This window comes from Devosia sp. P1_H9, from assembly GCF_056405135.1.
Genome location: NZ_JBFUCQ010000012.1, coordinates 67,544 through 81,634 on the forward strand (window position 1 = coordinate 67,544; position 14,091 = coordinate 81,634).

Consider the following 14,091-nt stretch of genomic DNA (forward strand, 5'->3'; position numbering starts at 1 on the left):
GTTGCGCGGACGCTATGGCGCCATAGCATTTGGCGCAAGCGGGCATTTCTGCTTGCCCGATTCGGCCGGCTGTGGCACTGACCGGAAAATCCGGAGACATCTGATGGCAGGCACACTGATCGTCGCACTCGATCTCGACACCCGAGACGAGGCGGAACGCTTGATCGCGCAGCTCGGCGACTCGGTCGATTTCTACAAGATCGGCTACCAGCAGTTCTACGGCGGCGATGGGCTGAACCTCGGCAAGGCGCTGCTCAGCGCCGGCAGGCGGGTGTTCTTCGATCTCAAAATGCTCGACATCGACAACACGGTCGAAAAGGGCGTCGCGGCGATCGCGAAAACCGGCGCCACCATGGTGACGGTCCACGCCTACCCGCAGTGCATGCGCGCAGCCGTGCGCGGCGCGGCCGGATCGGACCTCTGCGTGCTGGGCGTATCGGTGCTGACCTCGATGGACGACGCCGACCTGGTCGAGGCCGGCTTTGCCCGCGACACGGCGGGGCTCGTCGCTCTGCGGGCGCAACAGGCGCGCGACGCCGGTATTGGCGGGCTGGTCAGCTCGCCCCATGAGGCCGAGATGGTGCGCTCGATCGTGGGGCCGAAAATGTCCATCGTCACCCCCGGCATCCGACCAGCAGGCAGCACGCATGATGACCAGAAGCGGGTCACCGGCCCAGCCGAGGCCCTCGCAGCCGGCGCCAGCCACCTGGTGGTCGGGCGCCCGATCACCGCGGCGGCTCATCCGCTGAGCGCGGCGCAGGCGATCCTCGCCGAGATGGCCGGCGGTACCCGGCTGGCATGAGCGAAGCGGCTGGGCTATAGGCGACGGCACGAGTTCCGTAGGAGCAAGCATGTCTGACCTCAAGGTCGCCATCGCCGGAGCGGGCGGCAAGATGGGCGCGGCCAATATCCGCGCCATCGCCGCGACACCCGGCATCACCGTGGTTTCGGCCTTCGATCGAGCCGGCGCGCCGGTGATCGGCAAAGATGCGGGCGAGCTGGCCGGCATCGAGGCGCTGGGCGTCACCGTCGTCGACGACCCTGCAGCCGCGTTGGATGGTGCGGACGCGATCATCGATTTTACCGCCCCGGCGAACTCCGTGGCGCTGGCGAAGGAAGCGGCGAAGCGCGGGCTCGTCCACGTCATCGGCACCACCGGCTGCAGCGAGGCGGACGATGCGGCGATCCGCGAGGCGGCGTCGAGCGCCCGCATCGTCAAGGCCGGCAACTTCTCGCTCGGCGTGAACCTGCTCATGGGTCTCGTAAAGCAGGCGGCGGCGGCGCTGCCGGGCTTCGACATCGAAATCCTCGAAATGCACCACAACAAGAAGGTCGACGCCCCCTCTGGCACCGCCTTGATGCTCGGCGAAGCCGCCGCGCGTGGCCGCAATCTCGATCTCAAGACGCACTCGGTCCGCGTGCGGGACGGCCATACCGGGCCGCGCGAGGAAGGCAGCATCGGCTTTGCGACGCTGCGCGGCGGCAATGTCATCGGCGAGCACCGGGTGATCCTCGCTGGTCCCAGCGAGCGGATCGAACTCAACCACATCGCCGACAACCGGGCGCTGTTCGCCGACGGTGCAGTGCGCGCCGCGCTCTGGGCCCGCAGCCAGAAGCCGGGCTTTTACAACATGGCCGACGTGCTCGGCTTCAACTGACAAGGGTTTTGACGATGACTGGAACGCTGATCCTCGTTCGCCACGGCCAGAGCGAATGGAACCTGAAGAACCTGTTCACCGGCTGGCGCAACCCTGATCTCACCGAGAAGGGGATCGAGGAAGCCCGCAGCGCCGGAAAGCGCCTGAAGGCCGCCGGTTACGTGCCGGACAGCTACTTCACCTCGGCGCTGAAGCGCGCCCAACACACGCTCGACCTGATCCTCGAGGAGACCGGCGTCACCGAGGTGACGATCAACCGCTCGAAGCTCCTCAACGAGCGTGACTACGGCGACCTGAACGGACTGAACAAGGACGACGCGCGGGCCAAGTGGGGCGAGGAGCAGGTGCACATCTGGCGCCGCTCATACGACGTCCCCCCGCCCGGCGGCGAAAGCCTCAAGGAAACCGCGGCCCGCACCCTGCCCTATTACGACGCCCGCATCGCACCGCTGCTGAAGGCCAGCAAGACCGTGCTGGTCGCCGCCCACGGCAATTCGCTGCGCTCGATCGTCATGGCGATCGAGGAGCTGACGCCCGAGCAGATCCTGAAGCGGGAACTGGCGACGGGCGAGCCGGTGGTCTATCGGATCGGCGCGGACGGGAAACTGGCGGAGAAGGTGGCGGTCTAGGCTTCCGTTTCCGCGGGGGTCATCCCCGCGAAGGCGGGGACCCAGTGGGATGCTTCAAGGTCCAATTGCGCTGATGGATAGCACTGGGTTCCCGCCTTCGCGGGAATGACGGCGGTGGTTGGGCACCAGCTACGCCCCCACAACCCCCGACTCCCAGCCCAGGATCGCCCGCTTCCGCGGCACGCCCCAGTGGTAGCCGGTCAGCGCGCCGCTCGTCCCCACCACGCGGTGACACGGCACCACGAAGCTGATCGGGTTCTTTCCCACCGCGGCCCCCACCGCCCGTGCCGCCGTGGGCCGACCGATGTGGTTGGCGACCCGTTGATAGGTCGTCGCCTTCCCCACCGGGATGCGTAGCAGCGTTTCCCACACCTGCACCTCGAAATCGGTGCCGATCAGCACGACGCGGACCGGCTCTTCCGGGTTCCAGCGGCTCGGATCGAACACCCGGCCGGCCACCGGGGCGACAGCCTTGTCGTCGCGGCGATAGCGGGCGTTGGGCCAGCGGTTGGCCAGATCCTCGAAGGCTTCCTCGATCGACATGTTCTCGTCGGCAAAGCCGATACCGCTCAGCCCGTATTCCGTCATGGTCAGCACCGCGGTGCCGAACGGCGACGGGGCGGCGCCCCAGATCATCTCGAGGCCCTCGCCCTTCGCCCGGAAGGCGCCGGGCGGCATGGCCTCGTGGGTGACGAACAGGTCGTGCAGGCGCGAGGTCGACGACAGGCCCACCTCATAGGTGGTGTCGAGCACGCTCTGCTGGTCGGCCAGCAACTTTTTCGCGTGATTGAGCGCCACGGCCTGGGCGAAGCTCTTGGGGCTCAGCCCGCACCAGCGGCGGAACAGGTCGGTGAGCTGCCGCTCGGTCAGCCCGAGGGCACGGGCAAAACGCGGCAGGTCAGTTTCGTCGGGCAGCGTCTCGCTGAGATAAGCGATCGCGGCCTGGACGGTCTCGTAGTCCGAGTTGGCGATGATGGTCTGGTGCTTGCTCATGGCCGGAACATAGGCGCGCGCGCCGCCGGTTGCGACCCGGTTTTGACGCTCTTGTGCCTAGACCCGCGCGCGCTTCAGCGCCGTGCCGAAAGCCTTGGCGAAGCTCGACTTTTCGTCCTGGTTGAGGAACTGGCCGAGCGCGACGTCGCGGTCGCGGGTCCTCAGATGCAGCGCTACGGTGCGCTCGTTGAAATCGCGGTCAACCACCAGCTTGACGAAATAGGGGTTGAACCGGCTGAGGGTTTCCTTGCCAGTGCCGTCGACCTGCTTCAGCTCAAGCTGATCGGGCCACAGCGTCACTTCCTCGTAACGCTTCCCATCGCGCTGCGAGGCGCTGAGCGCCCACCAGATCAACGCAATGTCGAGGCCGAGAAAGCCGACGATCGGCCAGGCGCCCATCGAAAAGAAGACCATGCCGGGAATGGTGGCCAGCACCGCAAAGAGCACCACGACGACGCGAACACCCTTGCGTCCCAGCGATCGATGGGGCGTCAGCTTTGCCGCGAATAGCGGCCTCGCTTGCGTTTGGGTCGTCATCTTGGGCATCAGTATAGCCTCAGAATCGGGATGACGGAAATGGCGCAGCAAAAAGTGAAGCGACTGCCAAAGGGCCTACCAACGTCAGATGTCGAAGCCATTTTCGGCGCTTTTGCGGCGGCGGAGCCCGAACCGAAGGGCGAACTCGACTACGTCAACCCGTTCACGCTGCTGGTGGCGGTGGTGCTTTCGGCCCAGGCGACCGACGCCGGCGTGAACAAGGCGACCAAGCTGTTGTTCCAGCTGGCCGATACGCCCGAGAAGATGGTCGGGCTCGGCGTCGCCGAGATCGAGGACAAGATCAAGACCATTGGCCTCTTTCGCAACAAGGCAAAGAATGTCTTCGCGCTGAGCCAGCAGCTGATCGAAAAGTTCGACTCAAAAGTGCCGGAGGATCGCGAAGCACTGGAGACGCTCCCGGGGGTCGGGCGGAAGACCGCGAACGTGGTGCTCAACATTGCCTTCAAGCAGCCGACGATCGCGGTGGACACCCACCTGTTCCGCGTCGCCAACCGCACCGGACTGGCGCCGGGCGACAACCCGCTGGCGGTGGAGACCGGGCTGCTCAAGGTGGTGCCGGACCCCTACCTGCTGCACGCCCACCACTGGCTAATCCTCCACGGCCGCTACATCTGCAAGGCACGCAAACCCGATTGCTGGCGCTGCATCATCAGCGAATGGTGCAAGTTCGAACCGAAGACACCAGCGCCGAAGGGCACTTAGAACCCTCACCCGTCCCGGCTTTGCCGGTCCGCCCTCTCCCCGACGAGGAGAGGAATAGAGGCGGCCCTCGAAGGTCCGGAATTCTTCTCCCCGTCGGGGAGAAGGTGGCCGATAGGCCGGATGAGGGGTCTACGCTCCATAGCCGCGTGCCATAGCCGCGGCGAAGCTGGGGATGGACACCAGCAGCGCCGCCTGCACATACAGAAACCGCCGCGCCGCCGAAACCTCCGGCGCTGCCGGGGCGAAACCCGTGTCCGCCTTCGCAGTCTTCCGCCAACGAGCAATCGCGATCGTCGGCGGGATCGAAGCCAACCCCACGCCGAGGAAGGCGATCATCTTGGCCCAGAACACCCAGTTGCCGACATAGTACTCCCAACCGGCCGCGCCGAAGATCACCCGGATGATGCCGACGACGATCACCAGCCCGGCCATCGCCCCATAAGCGCCATCCAGCGCCCCGAGTTGGCCGAGGCGCTTGCCCTCGATGCCGGGTCGCAGCAGGGCGAGTTCGGCGGCGAAGATCGCCACCAGGGTGAACACCGCGAGGTGGTGGGCAATGGCGAGGATCAGGTCGGTCATCATGTCGCTCCGGTTCGAAGAGATGCGCCTCGACCTGTGCGAGGCAGCATGTTAACACTGTTCGCATCGAAGTAAGCCCACATGTGAGCAATGTCAACATCTGAGGGTTCCGACCGCTATCATCATGGCGACCTGCGCCGGGCGCTGGTCGAAGCGGCACTGGAGCTGCTGCTGGAAGGCGGCACGGAAGCCTTGGGCATGCGCGAGCTGGCGCGGCGGGTCGGCGTCTCCGCGGCAGCGCCGTACCGGCATTTCCGCGACAAGCAGGCATTGATCCAAGCAGTCGCCGCGGCGGGGTTCGCACTCTTCCTCGATGCGGTGGAGGCGGCAAAGGCCGGCTTGCCGCAAGACGAGCAGTTCGGGGCGATGGCTGAAGCCTACGTGCAGTTCGCGCTACGCTACCCGCGGCTCTACAAGCTGATGTTCTCGTCAGAACTGGGCAAGTTCGAGGACAAGGATTTGCGGCGCGCAGCCGACGCGGCCTACGAGAGCCTCGCAGTTGCTGCGGCGAAGGAAGATCCAGAGGCCCCGGGGGAGGCAGCGATCAGCGCCTGGGCCTTTGTCCATGGGCTCTCGATGCTCCTGCTCGATGAGCAATTACTCGGCGTCTCCGCTGCCAATGCCGAGCCGCTGGTCAAGGCGTTGACCCGCCGGCACGCGCTGCGCTTCGGAAAGCCGCGCCCGGCCTGAGGTTGGCGTTGCGCCAGAGCGCAATCTCCTCTATTTCCGGCGCGGTTCTTTTTCGCACCATTCATTGAAGGATCGCCGATGGCCGAGACCCGGTTCGACGTTCTCACCATCGGCAACGCCATCGTCGACGTCATTGCGCCCATCGATCCCGGCTTCCTCGAACGTGAGGGCCTGTCGGAAGGCATCATGCACCTGGTCGATGCCGACCGTTCGGCCTACCTCTACGACCGGATGCCAGACCACAAGCGGCAAATCTCGGGCGGCAGCTCCGCCAACACGGCAGCCGGCGTCGCCTCGCTGGGCGGCAAGGCCTCGTTCGTGGGCAAGGTCGCAGACGATCCGCTTGGCGACGTGTTCGCCGACGACCTCGCACGGATCGGCGTGCACTACGGTGTCTCGCGTCTGAAGGATGGTCCCGCGACGGCCCGTTCGATGATCCTCCTCTCGTCGGACGGCGAGCGGACCATGAACACCTACCTCGGCGCCTGCCACCAGCTCACCACCGCCGACATCAAGGAAGACGAGATCGGCGCCGCCACGGTGACCTATATGGAGGGCTTCCTCTGGGACCCGACTGAGGCGAAGAAAGCCTTCGTGATGGCCGCCCACTACGCCCACAAGCATGAGCGGGCCGCCTCGTTCACGCTGTCGGACCCGTTCTGCGTCAACCGCTACCGCGACGAGTTTCTCGACCTGATCCGGTCCAAGACCATGGACATCGTCTTCGGCAATATCGAAGAGCTGAAGTCGCTGTACCAGACCGACTTCCACGGCGCCGTACAGGCCATCGCCAAGGACGCCGAGCTCGCCGCCATCACCATGGGCGCCGACGGCGCCATGGTGGTGCACGAGGGCGAGATCATCACCGTGCCGGCATATGCCGTGCCCGAAGTGGTCGACGTCACCGGCGCCGGCGACCTCTTCGCCTCGGGGTTTCTGCTGGCCATCGCCCGCGAGCGCGACTACCGCACCGCGCTGCAGGCGGGATGCCTCGCCGCGAGTGAAGTGATCTCGCATATCGGCGCGCGCCCGGTAGCGGATTTGCAGGCGCTGGCGGCCGAAAAGGGCATCGAGATTTAGTGCGTGGGGCGCCCCTCACCCCGACCCTCCCCCCAGAGGGGCGACGGCGATGTGGCAATGTCGGTGCAAAGTGCGTCCCCTCGCCCCTCTGGGGAGAGGGTTAGGGTGAGGGGCAGCCAAGCACACTAGACCTTCCGCAGCGCCACCCGCTCAATCGCGTGGCTCGGCCCTTTGGTCAGCACCAAATCTGCCCGGCTCCGCGTCGGCTGAATGTTGTCGCGTAGGTTCGGCAGATTGATCTCTTTCCATGCCCACATGCCGAATGCCTCGGCTTCCTCCGTGCTCATCTTGGTGAAGCGGTGGAAGAAGCTCTTGGGGTCGGCGAAGGCGGTTTCGCGCAGGCGCCGGAAGCGTTCCATGAACCAGGTGGTCAGGTCGTTCTCGTCGGCATCGATGAAGATCGAGAAATCGAGGAAGTCCGAGGCGAAGAGGATCGGCTTGCCGGACTTCGGCATTTCGCCCGGCTGCAGGATGTTGAGCCCCTCGACGATCAGGATGTCGGGCCGGTCGATGGTGATGAACTCGCCATCGATGACGTCGTAGACCAGGTGCGAGTAGACCGGCACCTTCACGTCGGGCTTGCCGGACTTGATGTCCGAGAGGAACCGGATCAGCGCGCCGCGGTCGTAGCTCTCGGGAAAGCCCTTACGTTCGGCTAGCTTCAGTTCGTCCAGCTGCTTGTTCGAATACAAGAACCCGTCGGTGGTGACGAGGTCGACCTTGGGGGAGCTCGGCCAGCGGCTGAGCAGCGCCTTCAGGATGCGGGAGGTCGTGGACTTTCCCACCGCCACGGAACCGGCGACACCTATGATGTACGGCACCTTCCGGCCATCGGCGCCGAGGAATTTCGTAGAGGCGCGGTGCAGTTCCTGCGTCGCCTCGACATAGAGCGAGATCAGCCGGCTCAGCGGCAGGTAGATCTCCTCGGCCTCGATGAACGAGATCGGGTCGGTGAGAGCCCGCAGGCGCTTCACGTCATCGGCGTCGAGCGTCATCGGCTCATCGGCACGGAAGCCGCTCCACTCGGCCTTGGTGAAATAGTGGTAGGGCGCGAGCTCGAGCTTCTTGACCCCCATTAGCTTTGGGCCTTCCCGCGCGACGCCTTCTCCTCGAGGCCCGATTGCGCCGTGCGGCGCTCGAGCTGCGCCATCACGTCGGCGAGCGGTACGCCGGCGGCCCGGAGCAGCACCAGGAGGTGATAGATCACGTCGGACGCTTCGCCCTCGGTGCCCTTCTTGTCCTTGGTCACAGAGGCGATGATGATTTCGGCCGCTTCCTCGCCGAACTTCTTGGCGCAGCGCTCGACGCCGCCAGCGAGGAGTTTTGCGGTGTAGCTCTCCTCCGGCGAGGCGCCGGCGCGGGCGGCGATGCGCTGGTCCAGCGCTTCGAGTGTGAAGCTCATTTCGTGGCTCCCGGATTGAGGTCGTGGCGCATGGCGATGCCGTGGCGCTCCATGTAGTCCTTGGCTTCGCCCACCGTGTAGGTGCCGAAGTGGAAGATCGAGGCGGCGAGCACCGCCGAAGCGTGCCCCTCCTTCACCCCATCCACCAGGTCGTCGAGCGAGCCGACGCCGCCCGAGGCGATAACCGGCACATGCACCGCATCGGCGATGGCGCGGGTGAGCTTCAGGTCGAACCCGGACTTGGTGCCATCGCGATCCATCGAGGTGACGAGCAGTTCCCCCGCGCCGCGCTCGACCATGCGTGCGGCGAACTCGACAGCGTCGAGCCCGGTGGCGTTACGGCCGCCATGGGTGAAGACTTCCCACTCGTCCATGTTGTGCTGGCCGGGGGCGCGAACCTGGCGCTGGCGGGCATCAACCGAGACGACGATGCACTGGTCGCCGAACTTGTCGGCGGCCCGGGCGACGAAGTCGGGATCGTTCACCGCCGAGGTGTTGATCGCCACCTTGTCGGCGCCTGCCAGGAGGAGCCTCCGGATGTCCTCGATCTTCCTGACCCCGCCACCCACCGTCACCGGCATGAAGCAATGCTCGGCGGTACGCGCCACCACGTCGAAGATAGTCTCGCGGTTGTCGGAGCTGGCAGTGATGTCGAGGAAGCAGAGCTCGTCGGCGCCGGCGGCGTCATAGGCGATGGCGGCTTCTACCGGGTCACCGGCATCCACCAGATCGACGAACTGCACGCCTTTCACGACGCGGCCGTCCTTCACGTCGAGGCAGGGAATGATGCGGGTCTTGAGGCTCATTGGCGCGGATCCGAGGGCGGGCGCTTCAGCCGGGCGTGGATCGCAAAGCCGAAGGAGAACACCCAGAAAAAGAATGCGAACAGTCCAGCAAGGCCGAACAGCGTAGGCAGGATGCCGGAGAAGCCGGCGTAGAACAGCGCCAATATGGGCACCAGCGCCAGCGGATACCACCAGAGGCGCACCCGCTCGACCAGTACCGGCTTGTTCTTGAGCTCAGCCATCAGGCGGCCCGCTGCTTCAGCAGCGCTATTGCTTCACGTGAATCAATACGCCCGTCATATAGCGCGCGGCCGGAAATGGCGCCTTCGAGGATCTGGTAGCGGGGCTCGGTCATAGTGCGGATATCGTCCATCGAGGCGAGGCCGCCCGAGGCGATCACCGGGATCGACACGGCTTCCGCCAGCTCCAGCGTCGAGGGCCAGTTGATGCCCTTGAGGATGCCGTCGCGGTCGATGTCGGTGTAGATGATCGCGGCGACCCCAGCGCCCTCGAAGCGCTGCCCGAGTTCGATCGCGGTGAGTTCCGACGTCTCCGCCCAGCCCTCCACCGCCACCTTGCCGCCGCGCGCATCGATGCCGACCGCTACCTGGCCGGGGAACAACCGCGCTGCTTCGCGCACCAGCGCCGAATCGCGCACCGCGATGGTGCCGAGGATGACGCGGGCAAGCCCGCGGCCGAGCCACTCCTCGATATGCGCGATGGTGCGAATACCGCCGCCCAGCTGCACCGGGAAGCTCACGGTGTCGAGAATGGCCTGCACCGCATCGCCGTTGACGCTCTTGCCGGCGAACGCGCCGTTGAGGTCGACGACGTGCAGGTACTCAAAGCCCTGGTCCTCGAACGACTTCGCCTGCGCCGCAGGATTGTCGTTGAACACCGTCGCCTGTTCCATGTCGCCAAGCTTCAGGCGAACGCACTGGCCGTCCTTCAGGTCGATCGCTGGGAACAGGATCATGGCTTCCACCTCAGGAAGTTGCCGATCAGGGTCAGGCCGAGGCTCTGGCTCTTTTCGGGGTGGAACTGGGTGCCCAGCATGTTGTCGCGCCCGACGATGGCGGTGACCTCCTGGCCGTAGTCAGCCGTGGCGATCAACGTCTCGGGGCGGTCCACCGCCAGGTGATAGGAGTGGACGAAATAGGCGTGCAGCCCATCCGGTCCGTCGGGGATGCCCGATAGCAGCGGGTGGGGCTGCCGGATGGTCAGCGTGTTCCACCCCATGTGCGGGACCTTGAGGTCGCCTTTCGGCTCGAGCCGCACGACAGCGCCGGGGATCCAGCCGAGCCCCTTGGTGATCGCCTTCTCGCGGCCTTCGGTGGCCATCAGCTGCATACCGACGCAGATGCCGAGGAACGGCACACCGCCCCCGATCACCCGCTCTTCCAACACCTCGACCATGCCGGTGACGGCATCGAGCCCGGCGCGGCAATCGGCGAAGGCGCCGACGCCGGGCAGGACGATCCGGTCGGCGCGGCGCACAACCTCGACGTCGTCGGTGACAAGGATCTCGTCGGCGGTCCCGGTTTCGCGGGCGGCGCGCTCGAAGGCCTTGGCGGCCGAGCGGAGGTTGCCCGAGCCGTAGTCGATAATGGTGACGGTGCTCATCGGGTCGGCCGCTTCAGGTAGTCGACCAGCGCCAGATCTTCACCGTCGGCGATGATTTCGGTGCGATAAAGGCCGCCGCGCTTGCCGGTCTTCACCCGGCGGAAGCTCGAAGCCTCAAAACCGATCAGGGTGGCGAACAGCGCGTAGATCCAGAATGCCGCTTCACCACCGATCACCACGCTCGAAGCGATGATCGCCACGGTGCCGACCACCCAAACCGTGAGCAGCAGCCAGAGCCCGTGGACGAGCGCATGCACCGGCGGCAGCAGGGCTGCGGACCAGGAGAAGCGATCGGCCACCGCAGTGGGCGCATCGTTCGGGCGCTCGTAGACGGAATAGAGGGTCACGGTTATCCTCGTGTGGATCGGCGTGGTTGCGGGTTCGCCTTAGAGCAAAACCCGCGCGGTTGGAAGATGAGGGAACCGACCGCCTGCCATGCCGTTCGTTCAACAGGCTTCGAGGAGAGCTCCATGACGCACGATTCACCCGATCCGCATGGCGACGGAACCATGGGTTCCAAGCCCAGCCAGGGCATCTTCATCGGCTGGCTCGCCGTCGGGCTGCTCGTGCTGATGGCGGTCTTCACCGCGGTCCTCATCGGCGCGGGCGTCACGCACGGCTTCAGCTGAGCCTCGCCGGGACGCGCAAGATGGCCGACGGCAAATACCTCGCGGTGTTCTACAGCGACAAGGCCGGGCCGAAGTGGCAGGCCTGGTACGCGCTCTCCGAGGAGGAACGGAGAGCCAAGGACGCGATCGGCCTGCCGGCGCTCGAAGCCTGGGACGCAGAGCACAAGGATTCGATCGTCTACCAGGGCGGACCGCTGGGCAAAACCAAGCGCGTCTCCGACGACGGCGTGGCCGACGCTGTCAACGAGCTAACGGTCTTCGTGGTAGTTCGGGCGCCGTCGCTGGAGGCGGCGGCGCAAATGTTCGAGGGCCACCCGCACATGACGATCTTTCCCTGCCACGCGGTGGAGGTGATGCCGCTGCTCGGGATGGAGACGGACGACGAGGGTCGGCCGAAGGGCTAAGCGCTAGAGCGTACCCTTGGTCGAAGGGATCGCATCGGCGGCGCGCGGGTCGATCTCGACGGCCGAGCGCAGCGCCCGGGCAAGCGCCTTGAAGGCGCTCTCGGCGATATGGTGGTTGTTGTCGCCGTAAAAGGTCTCGACGTGCAGCGTGATGCCGGCATTCATGGCGAAGGCCTGGAACCACTCGCGGAACAGCTCGGTATCCATCTCGCCCACCTTGTCGCGGGTGAACTCGACCTTCCAGACGAGGAACGGCCGGCCCGAGACATCGAGCGCAACGCGGGTGAGCGTGCCATCCATCGGCAGGTCGGACGAGGCATAGCGGCGGATGCCGCGCTTGTTGCCCAGCGCCTGCTTCACGGCTTCACCGAGTGCGATGCCAACGTCTTCCGCGGTGTGGTGGAAATCGATGTGCAGGTCGCCCTTGGCGACGACGCTCATGTCGATCAGCGAGTGCTTCGACAGCTGGTCCAGCATGTGATCGAGAAAGCCGATGCCGGTCTGCATATCGTGCTTGCCGGCGCCGTCGAGGTTCACCGACACCTTGATGTCGGTCTCATTGGTCTTGCGGGTGATCTCGGCGGTGCGCATGGCGGCAGTCCCTGTTAGCGCGGCGGCTGTAGCAGATAGCGCCAGAGGGGTGAAGATGCGGTGAAAGCGGGGCGGCTCCTCGTGAGAGGTGTGACCCAGGTAACCTCCGCGAAACTACCCAACCGGCTAGCCAGGTTTGCATTCCCCCGACCCGTGCCTAAATAGGGACCAACAGTTCTGGAGTATTTCCCAACATGTCGAAGGACAACGAGTTCCCCGGCTGGCACGGCACGACCATCGTCGCGGTGCGCAAGGGCAACAAGGTGGTGGTCGCCGGTGACGGACAGGTCTCGGTCGGCAACACCGTGATGAAGCATTCCGCCAAGAAGGTCCGGCGCCTTGCCGACGGCAAGGTGATCGGCGGCTTCGCCGGCGCTACCGCCGACGCCTTCACCCTGTTCGAGCGGCTCGAGGCCAAGCTGATCCAGTACCCGGACCAGCTGATGCGCGCCTCGGTCGAGCTCGCCAAGGACTGGCGTACTGACCGCTACCTGCGCCGGTTGGAAGCCATGATGATCGTCGCCGACAAGGACGTGACCCTGGTGCTCACCGGCACCGGCGACGTGCTGACCCCCGACCACAATACGATCGCCATCGGTTCCGGTGGCAACTACGCCTATTCGGCTGCGCTGGCGCTGAGCGAGAACACCGAACTCGATGCCGAGGAGATCGCGCGCAAGGCGATGAAGATCGCGGCCGAGGTCTGCATCTACACCAACGAGAACGTCACGGTCGAAACGATTGAAACCGTCTGACGCCCACCACTACGGCTTCCGGCCCGTGACGAAAACTGACCTGCCGCTGCTGGCGCGCTGGCTGGCGGAGCCGCACGTGGCGAAATGGTGGGACGACAGCGTGGATGAAGCGCTGAAGTCGATCGAGGGTCACATCGACAGCATCTCGGTGGAGCCGTTCATCGTCGAGCTCAACGGCAAGCCGATCGGCTACATCCAGAGCTACGATCCGCACCTCGAGGACGGGCACCCGTACCAGGACCAGCCGACCGGCACCCTGGGGATCGACCAGTTCATCGGGGTGCCCGAACTGATCGGCAAAGGCCACGGCCCGCGGCTGATCGAGGCGTTCGTCGAGCTACTGTTCGAGGAAGGCGCCATCCGGGTGATCATCGATCCCGATCCGGCCAATGCGGCGGCGGTCCGGGCATACGAGAAAGCCGGGTTCGAGAGCTTCGATACGCGGCACTCGGAATATGGCCCGGCGCTGATGATGGCGCGGAACGCCGACGGAGATTTCGCGTGAGCTGGACCACCCGCCGGCTCGCCGCCGCAGACGCCGAAGCCTACCGGTCGCTCCGGATCGAAGGGCTGCAGAACTCGCCCGCCTCGTTCGGCTCGAGCCTCGCGGAGGAGATCGACAAGCCGGCTTCGGCCTGGGTCGACCGCCTCGACAAGGGCTTCGTGTTCGGCCTGTTCGATGCGGAGGCGCTGGTCGGCACTGCCGGCTTCTATCGCGAGGCGATGCTGAAGTCGGCGCATCGCGGCCACCTGGTTGGCGTCTATCTCAGCCCCGGCTCACGGGGCAAAGGCGGCGCGGACCTGTTGATCGCCGCGGTGATCGCGGAAGCCCGCAACCACGTCCTGCAGCTGCACCTCGCGGTGACGCAGGACAACCCAACGGCCCGCCGGCTCTACGAGCGGCACGGCTTTGTGACATACGGCGAAGACTCGCGCGGCCTGAAGGTCGATGGCGTCTTCTACGATGACTATCTCATGGTGCTGCGCCTCGATGAGGGCAGCGGAAAGTGACG

General features: G+C 65.6%; 22 protein-coding genes. 11 read left to right on the top strand and 11 right to left on the bottom strand.

The window, feature by feature from the left end; genetic code table 11:
• Nucleotides 1-103 precede the first annotated feature (103 nt).
• The 3 genes from pyrF to AC1DYL_RS19630 are packed head-to-tail and all read left to right on the top strand — an operon-like array spanning nt 104 to nt 2,287.
• Nucleotides 104-802: an orotidine-5'-phosphate decarboxylase gene (gene pyrF / locus AC1DYL_RS19620; RefSeq protein WP_477174459.1), complete on the top strand. Its 699-nt coding sequence runs from the start codon at nt 104-106 to the stop codon at nt 800-802.
• A gap of 49 nt (nt 803-851) precedes the next feature.
• Nucleotides 852-1,658, top strand: a complete 807-nt coding sequence (dapB, locus tag AC1DYL_RS19625) for a 4-hydroxy-tetrahydrodipicolinate reductase (RefSeq protein WP_477174460.1) — start codon at nt 852-854, stop codon at nt 1,656-1,658.
• 14 nt (nt 1,659-1,672) lie between these two features.
• Nucleotides 1,673-2,287, top strand: a complete 615-nt coding sequence (locus AC1DYL_RS19630) for a 2,3-bisphosphoglycerate-dependent phosphoglycerate mutase (protein ID WP_477174461.1) — start codon at nt 1,673-1,675, stop codon at nt 2,285-2,287.
• A gap of 129 nt (nt 2,288-2,416) precedes the next feature.
• On the opposite strand, the gene AC1DYL_RS19635 is transcribed toward AC1DYL_RS19630, so the two are convergent.
• Both AC1DYL_RS19635 and AC1DYL_RS19640 read right to left on the bottom strand, forming a co-directional pair.
• A complete protein-coding gene (locus AC1DYL_RS19635; RefSeq protein ID WP_477174462.1) occupies nt 2,417-3,280 on the bottom strand; it encodes a methylated-DNA--[protein]-cysteine S-methyltransferase in 864 nt (287 codons plus the stop codon).
• A 57-nt stretch (nt 3,281-3,337) separates the two neighbouring features.
• Nucleotides 3,338-3,826, bottom strand: coding sequence for a DUF2244 domain-containing protein (locus AC1DYL_RS19640; protein WP_477151808.1), 489 nt, complete (start codon nt 3,824-3,826; stop codon nt 3,338-3,340).
• 30 nt (nt 3,827-3,856) lie between these two features.
• Here AC1DYL_RS19640 and nth point away from each other — a divergent pair, with 30 nt between their 5' ends.
• The gene (gene nth, locus AC1DYL_RS19645) at nt 3,857-4,540 is read left to right on the top strand and encodes an endonuclease III (protein ID WP_477174463.1); all 684 of its coding nucleotides are present in this window, start codon (nt 3,857-3,859) and stop codon (nt 4,538-4,540) included.
• A 129-nt stretch (nt 4,541-4,669) separates the two neighbouring features.
• Here the strand turns inward: nth and AC1DYL_RS19650 are convergent, their stop codons facing one another.
• A complete protein-coding gene (locus AC1DYL_RS19650) occupies nt 4,670-5,119 on the bottom strand; it encodes a DUF2214 family protein (protein ID WP_477174464.1) in 450 nt (149 codons plus the stop codon).
• A gap of 90 nt (nt 5,120-5,209) precedes the next feature.
• Between AC1DYL_RS19650 and AC1DYL_RS19655 the strand changes: the two genes are divergently transcribed.
• Together AC1DYL_RS19655 and AC1DYL_RS19660 are read left to right on the top strand one after the other, a co-directional pair.
• Complete coding sequence (locus AC1DYL_RS19655; protein WP_477174465.1) at nt 5,210-5,809, top strand: TetR/AcrR family transcriptional regulator; 600 nt, start codon at nt 5,210-5,212, stop codon at nt 5,807-5,809.
• Nucleotides 5,810-5,887: 78 nt separating this feature from the next.
• The gene (locus AC1DYL_RS19660; protein WP_477174466.1) at nt 5,888-6,889 is read left to right on the top strand and encodes an adenosine kinase; all 1,002 of its coding nucleotides are present in this window, start codon (nt 5,888-5,890) and stop codon (nt 6,887-6,889) included.
• 125 nt (nt 6,890-7,014) lie between these two features.
• Here AC1DYL_RS19660 and coaA read toward each other — a convergent pair whose 3' ends face one another.
• Genes coaA through AC1DYL_RS19695 form a run of 7 tightly spaced genes read right to left on the bottom strand, consistent with a single transcriptional unit; the run spans nt 7,015 to nt 11,046 of the window.
• The gene (gene coaA, locus AC1DYL_RS19665; protein WP_477174467.1) at nt 7,015-7,965 is read right to left on the bottom strand and encodes a type I pantothenate kinase; all 951 of its coding nucleotides are present in this window, start codon (nt 7,963-7,965) and stop codon (nt 7,015-7,017) included.
• Nucleotides 7,965-8,291, bottom strand: a complete 327-nt coding sequence (locus tag AC1DYL_RS19670) for a phosphoribosyl-ATP diphosphatase (RefSeq protein WP_477157410.1) — start codon at nt 8,289-8,291, stop codon at nt 7,965-7,967. The genes coaA and AC1DYL_RS19670 overlap by 1 nt, the downstream gene beginning before the upstream one ends.
• Nucleotides 8,288-9,097, bottom strand: a complete 810-nt coding sequence (hisF, locus tag AC1DYL_RS19675; RefSeq protein ID WP_477174468.1) for an imidazole glycerol phosphate synthase subunit HisF — start codon at nt 9,095-9,097, stop codon at nt 8,288-8,290. Before hisF ends, AC1DYL_RS19670 begins: the two co-directional genes overlap by 4 nt.
• On the bottom strand, nt 9,094-9,318 hold the full coding sequence (locus AC1DYL_RS19680; RefSeq protein ID WP_477174469.1) for a hypothetical protein: 225 nt from the start codon (nt 9,316-9,318) through the stop codon (nt 9,094-9,096). The genes hisF and AC1DYL_RS19680 overlap by 4 nt, the downstream gene beginning before the upstream one ends.
• Nucleotides 9,318-10,052 (bottom strand): 1-(5-phosphoribosyl)-5-[(5-phosphoribosylamino)methylideneamino]imidazole-4-carboxamide isomerase, encoded by a 735-nt coding sequence (gene hisA, locus AC1DYL_RS19685; protein WP_477174470.1) that lies wholly within the window; start codon nt 10,050-10,052, stop codon nt 9,318-9,320. The genes AC1DYL_RS19680 and hisA overlap by 1 nt, the downstream gene beginning before the upstream one ends.
• Nucleotides 10,049-10,699: an imidazole glycerol phosphate synthase subunit HisH gene (hisH, locus tag AC1DYL_RS19690; protein WP_477174471.1), complete on the bottom strand. Its 651-nt coding sequence runs from the start codon at nt 10,697-10,699 to the stop codon at nt 10,049-10,051. Before hisH ends, hisA begins: the two co-directional genes overlap by 4 nt.
• Entirely contained in the window at nt 10,696-11,046 is a 351-nt protein-coding gene (locus tag AC1DYL_RS19695) for a DUF2628 domain-containing protein (protein WP_477174472.1), read from the bottom strand. Before AC1DYL_RS19695 ends, hisH begins: the two co-directional genes overlap by 4 nt.
• Nucleotides 11,047-11,169: 123 nt before the next feature.
• Between AC1DYL_RS19695 and AC1DYL_RS19700 the strand changes: the two genes are divergently transcribed.
• Nucleotides 11,170-11,328 (top strand): hypothetical protein, encoded by a 159-nt coding sequence (locus tag AC1DYL_RS19700; RefSeq protein ID WP_477174473.1) that lies wholly within the window; start codon nt 11,170-11,172, stop codon nt 11,326-11,328.
• 20 nt (nt 11,329-11,348) lie between these two features.
• Nucleotides 11,349-11,732 carry a hypothetical protein gene (locus tag AC1DYL_RS19705; protein WP_477174474.1) on the top strand — a complete coding sequence of 128 codons (384 nt, stop codon included), beginning with the start codon at nt 11,349-11,351 and terminating at the stop codon, nt 11,730-11,732.
• A gap of 3 nt (nt 11,733-11,735) precedes the next feature.
• Here AC1DYL_RS19705 and hisB read toward each other — a convergent pair whose 3' ends face one another.
• Complete coding sequence (gene hisB / locus AC1DYL_RS19710; RefSeq protein WP_477174475.1) at nt 11,736-12,323, bottom strand: imidazoleglycerol-phosphate dehydratase HisB; 588 nt, start codon at nt 12,321-12,323, stop codon at nt 11,736-11,738.
• Between the two features lie 194 nt (nt 12,324-12,517).
• Between hisB and hslV the strand changes: the two genes are divergently transcribed.
• Genes hslV through AC1DYL_RS19725 form a run of 3 tightly spaced genes read left to right on the top strand, consistent with a single transcriptional unit; the run spans nt 12,518 to nt 14,089 of the window.
• On the top strand, nt 12,518-13,078 hold the full coding sequence (hslV, locus tag AC1DYL_RS19715) for an ATP-dependent protease subunit HslV (RefSeq protein WP_477174476.1): 561 nt from the start codon (nt 12,518-12,520) through the stop codon (nt 13,076-13,078).
• On the top strand, nt 13,065-13,583 hold the full coding sequence (locus AC1DYL_RS19720) for a GNAT family N-acetyltransferase (protein WP_477174477.1): 519 nt from the start codon (nt 13,065-13,067) through the stop codon (nt 13,581-13,583). The genes hslV and AC1DYL_RS19720 overlap by 14 nt, the downstream gene beginning before the upstream one ends.
• Nucleotides 13,580-14,089, top strand: a complete 510-nt coding sequence (locus tag AC1DYL_RS19725; protein ID WP_477174478.1) for an N-acetyltransferase family protein — start codon at nt 13,580-13,582, stop codon at nt 14,087-14,089. The genes AC1DYL_RS19720 and AC1DYL_RS19725 overlap by 4 nt, the downstream gene beginning before the upstream one ends.
• Nucleotides 14,090-14,091 lie beyond the last annotated feature (2 nt).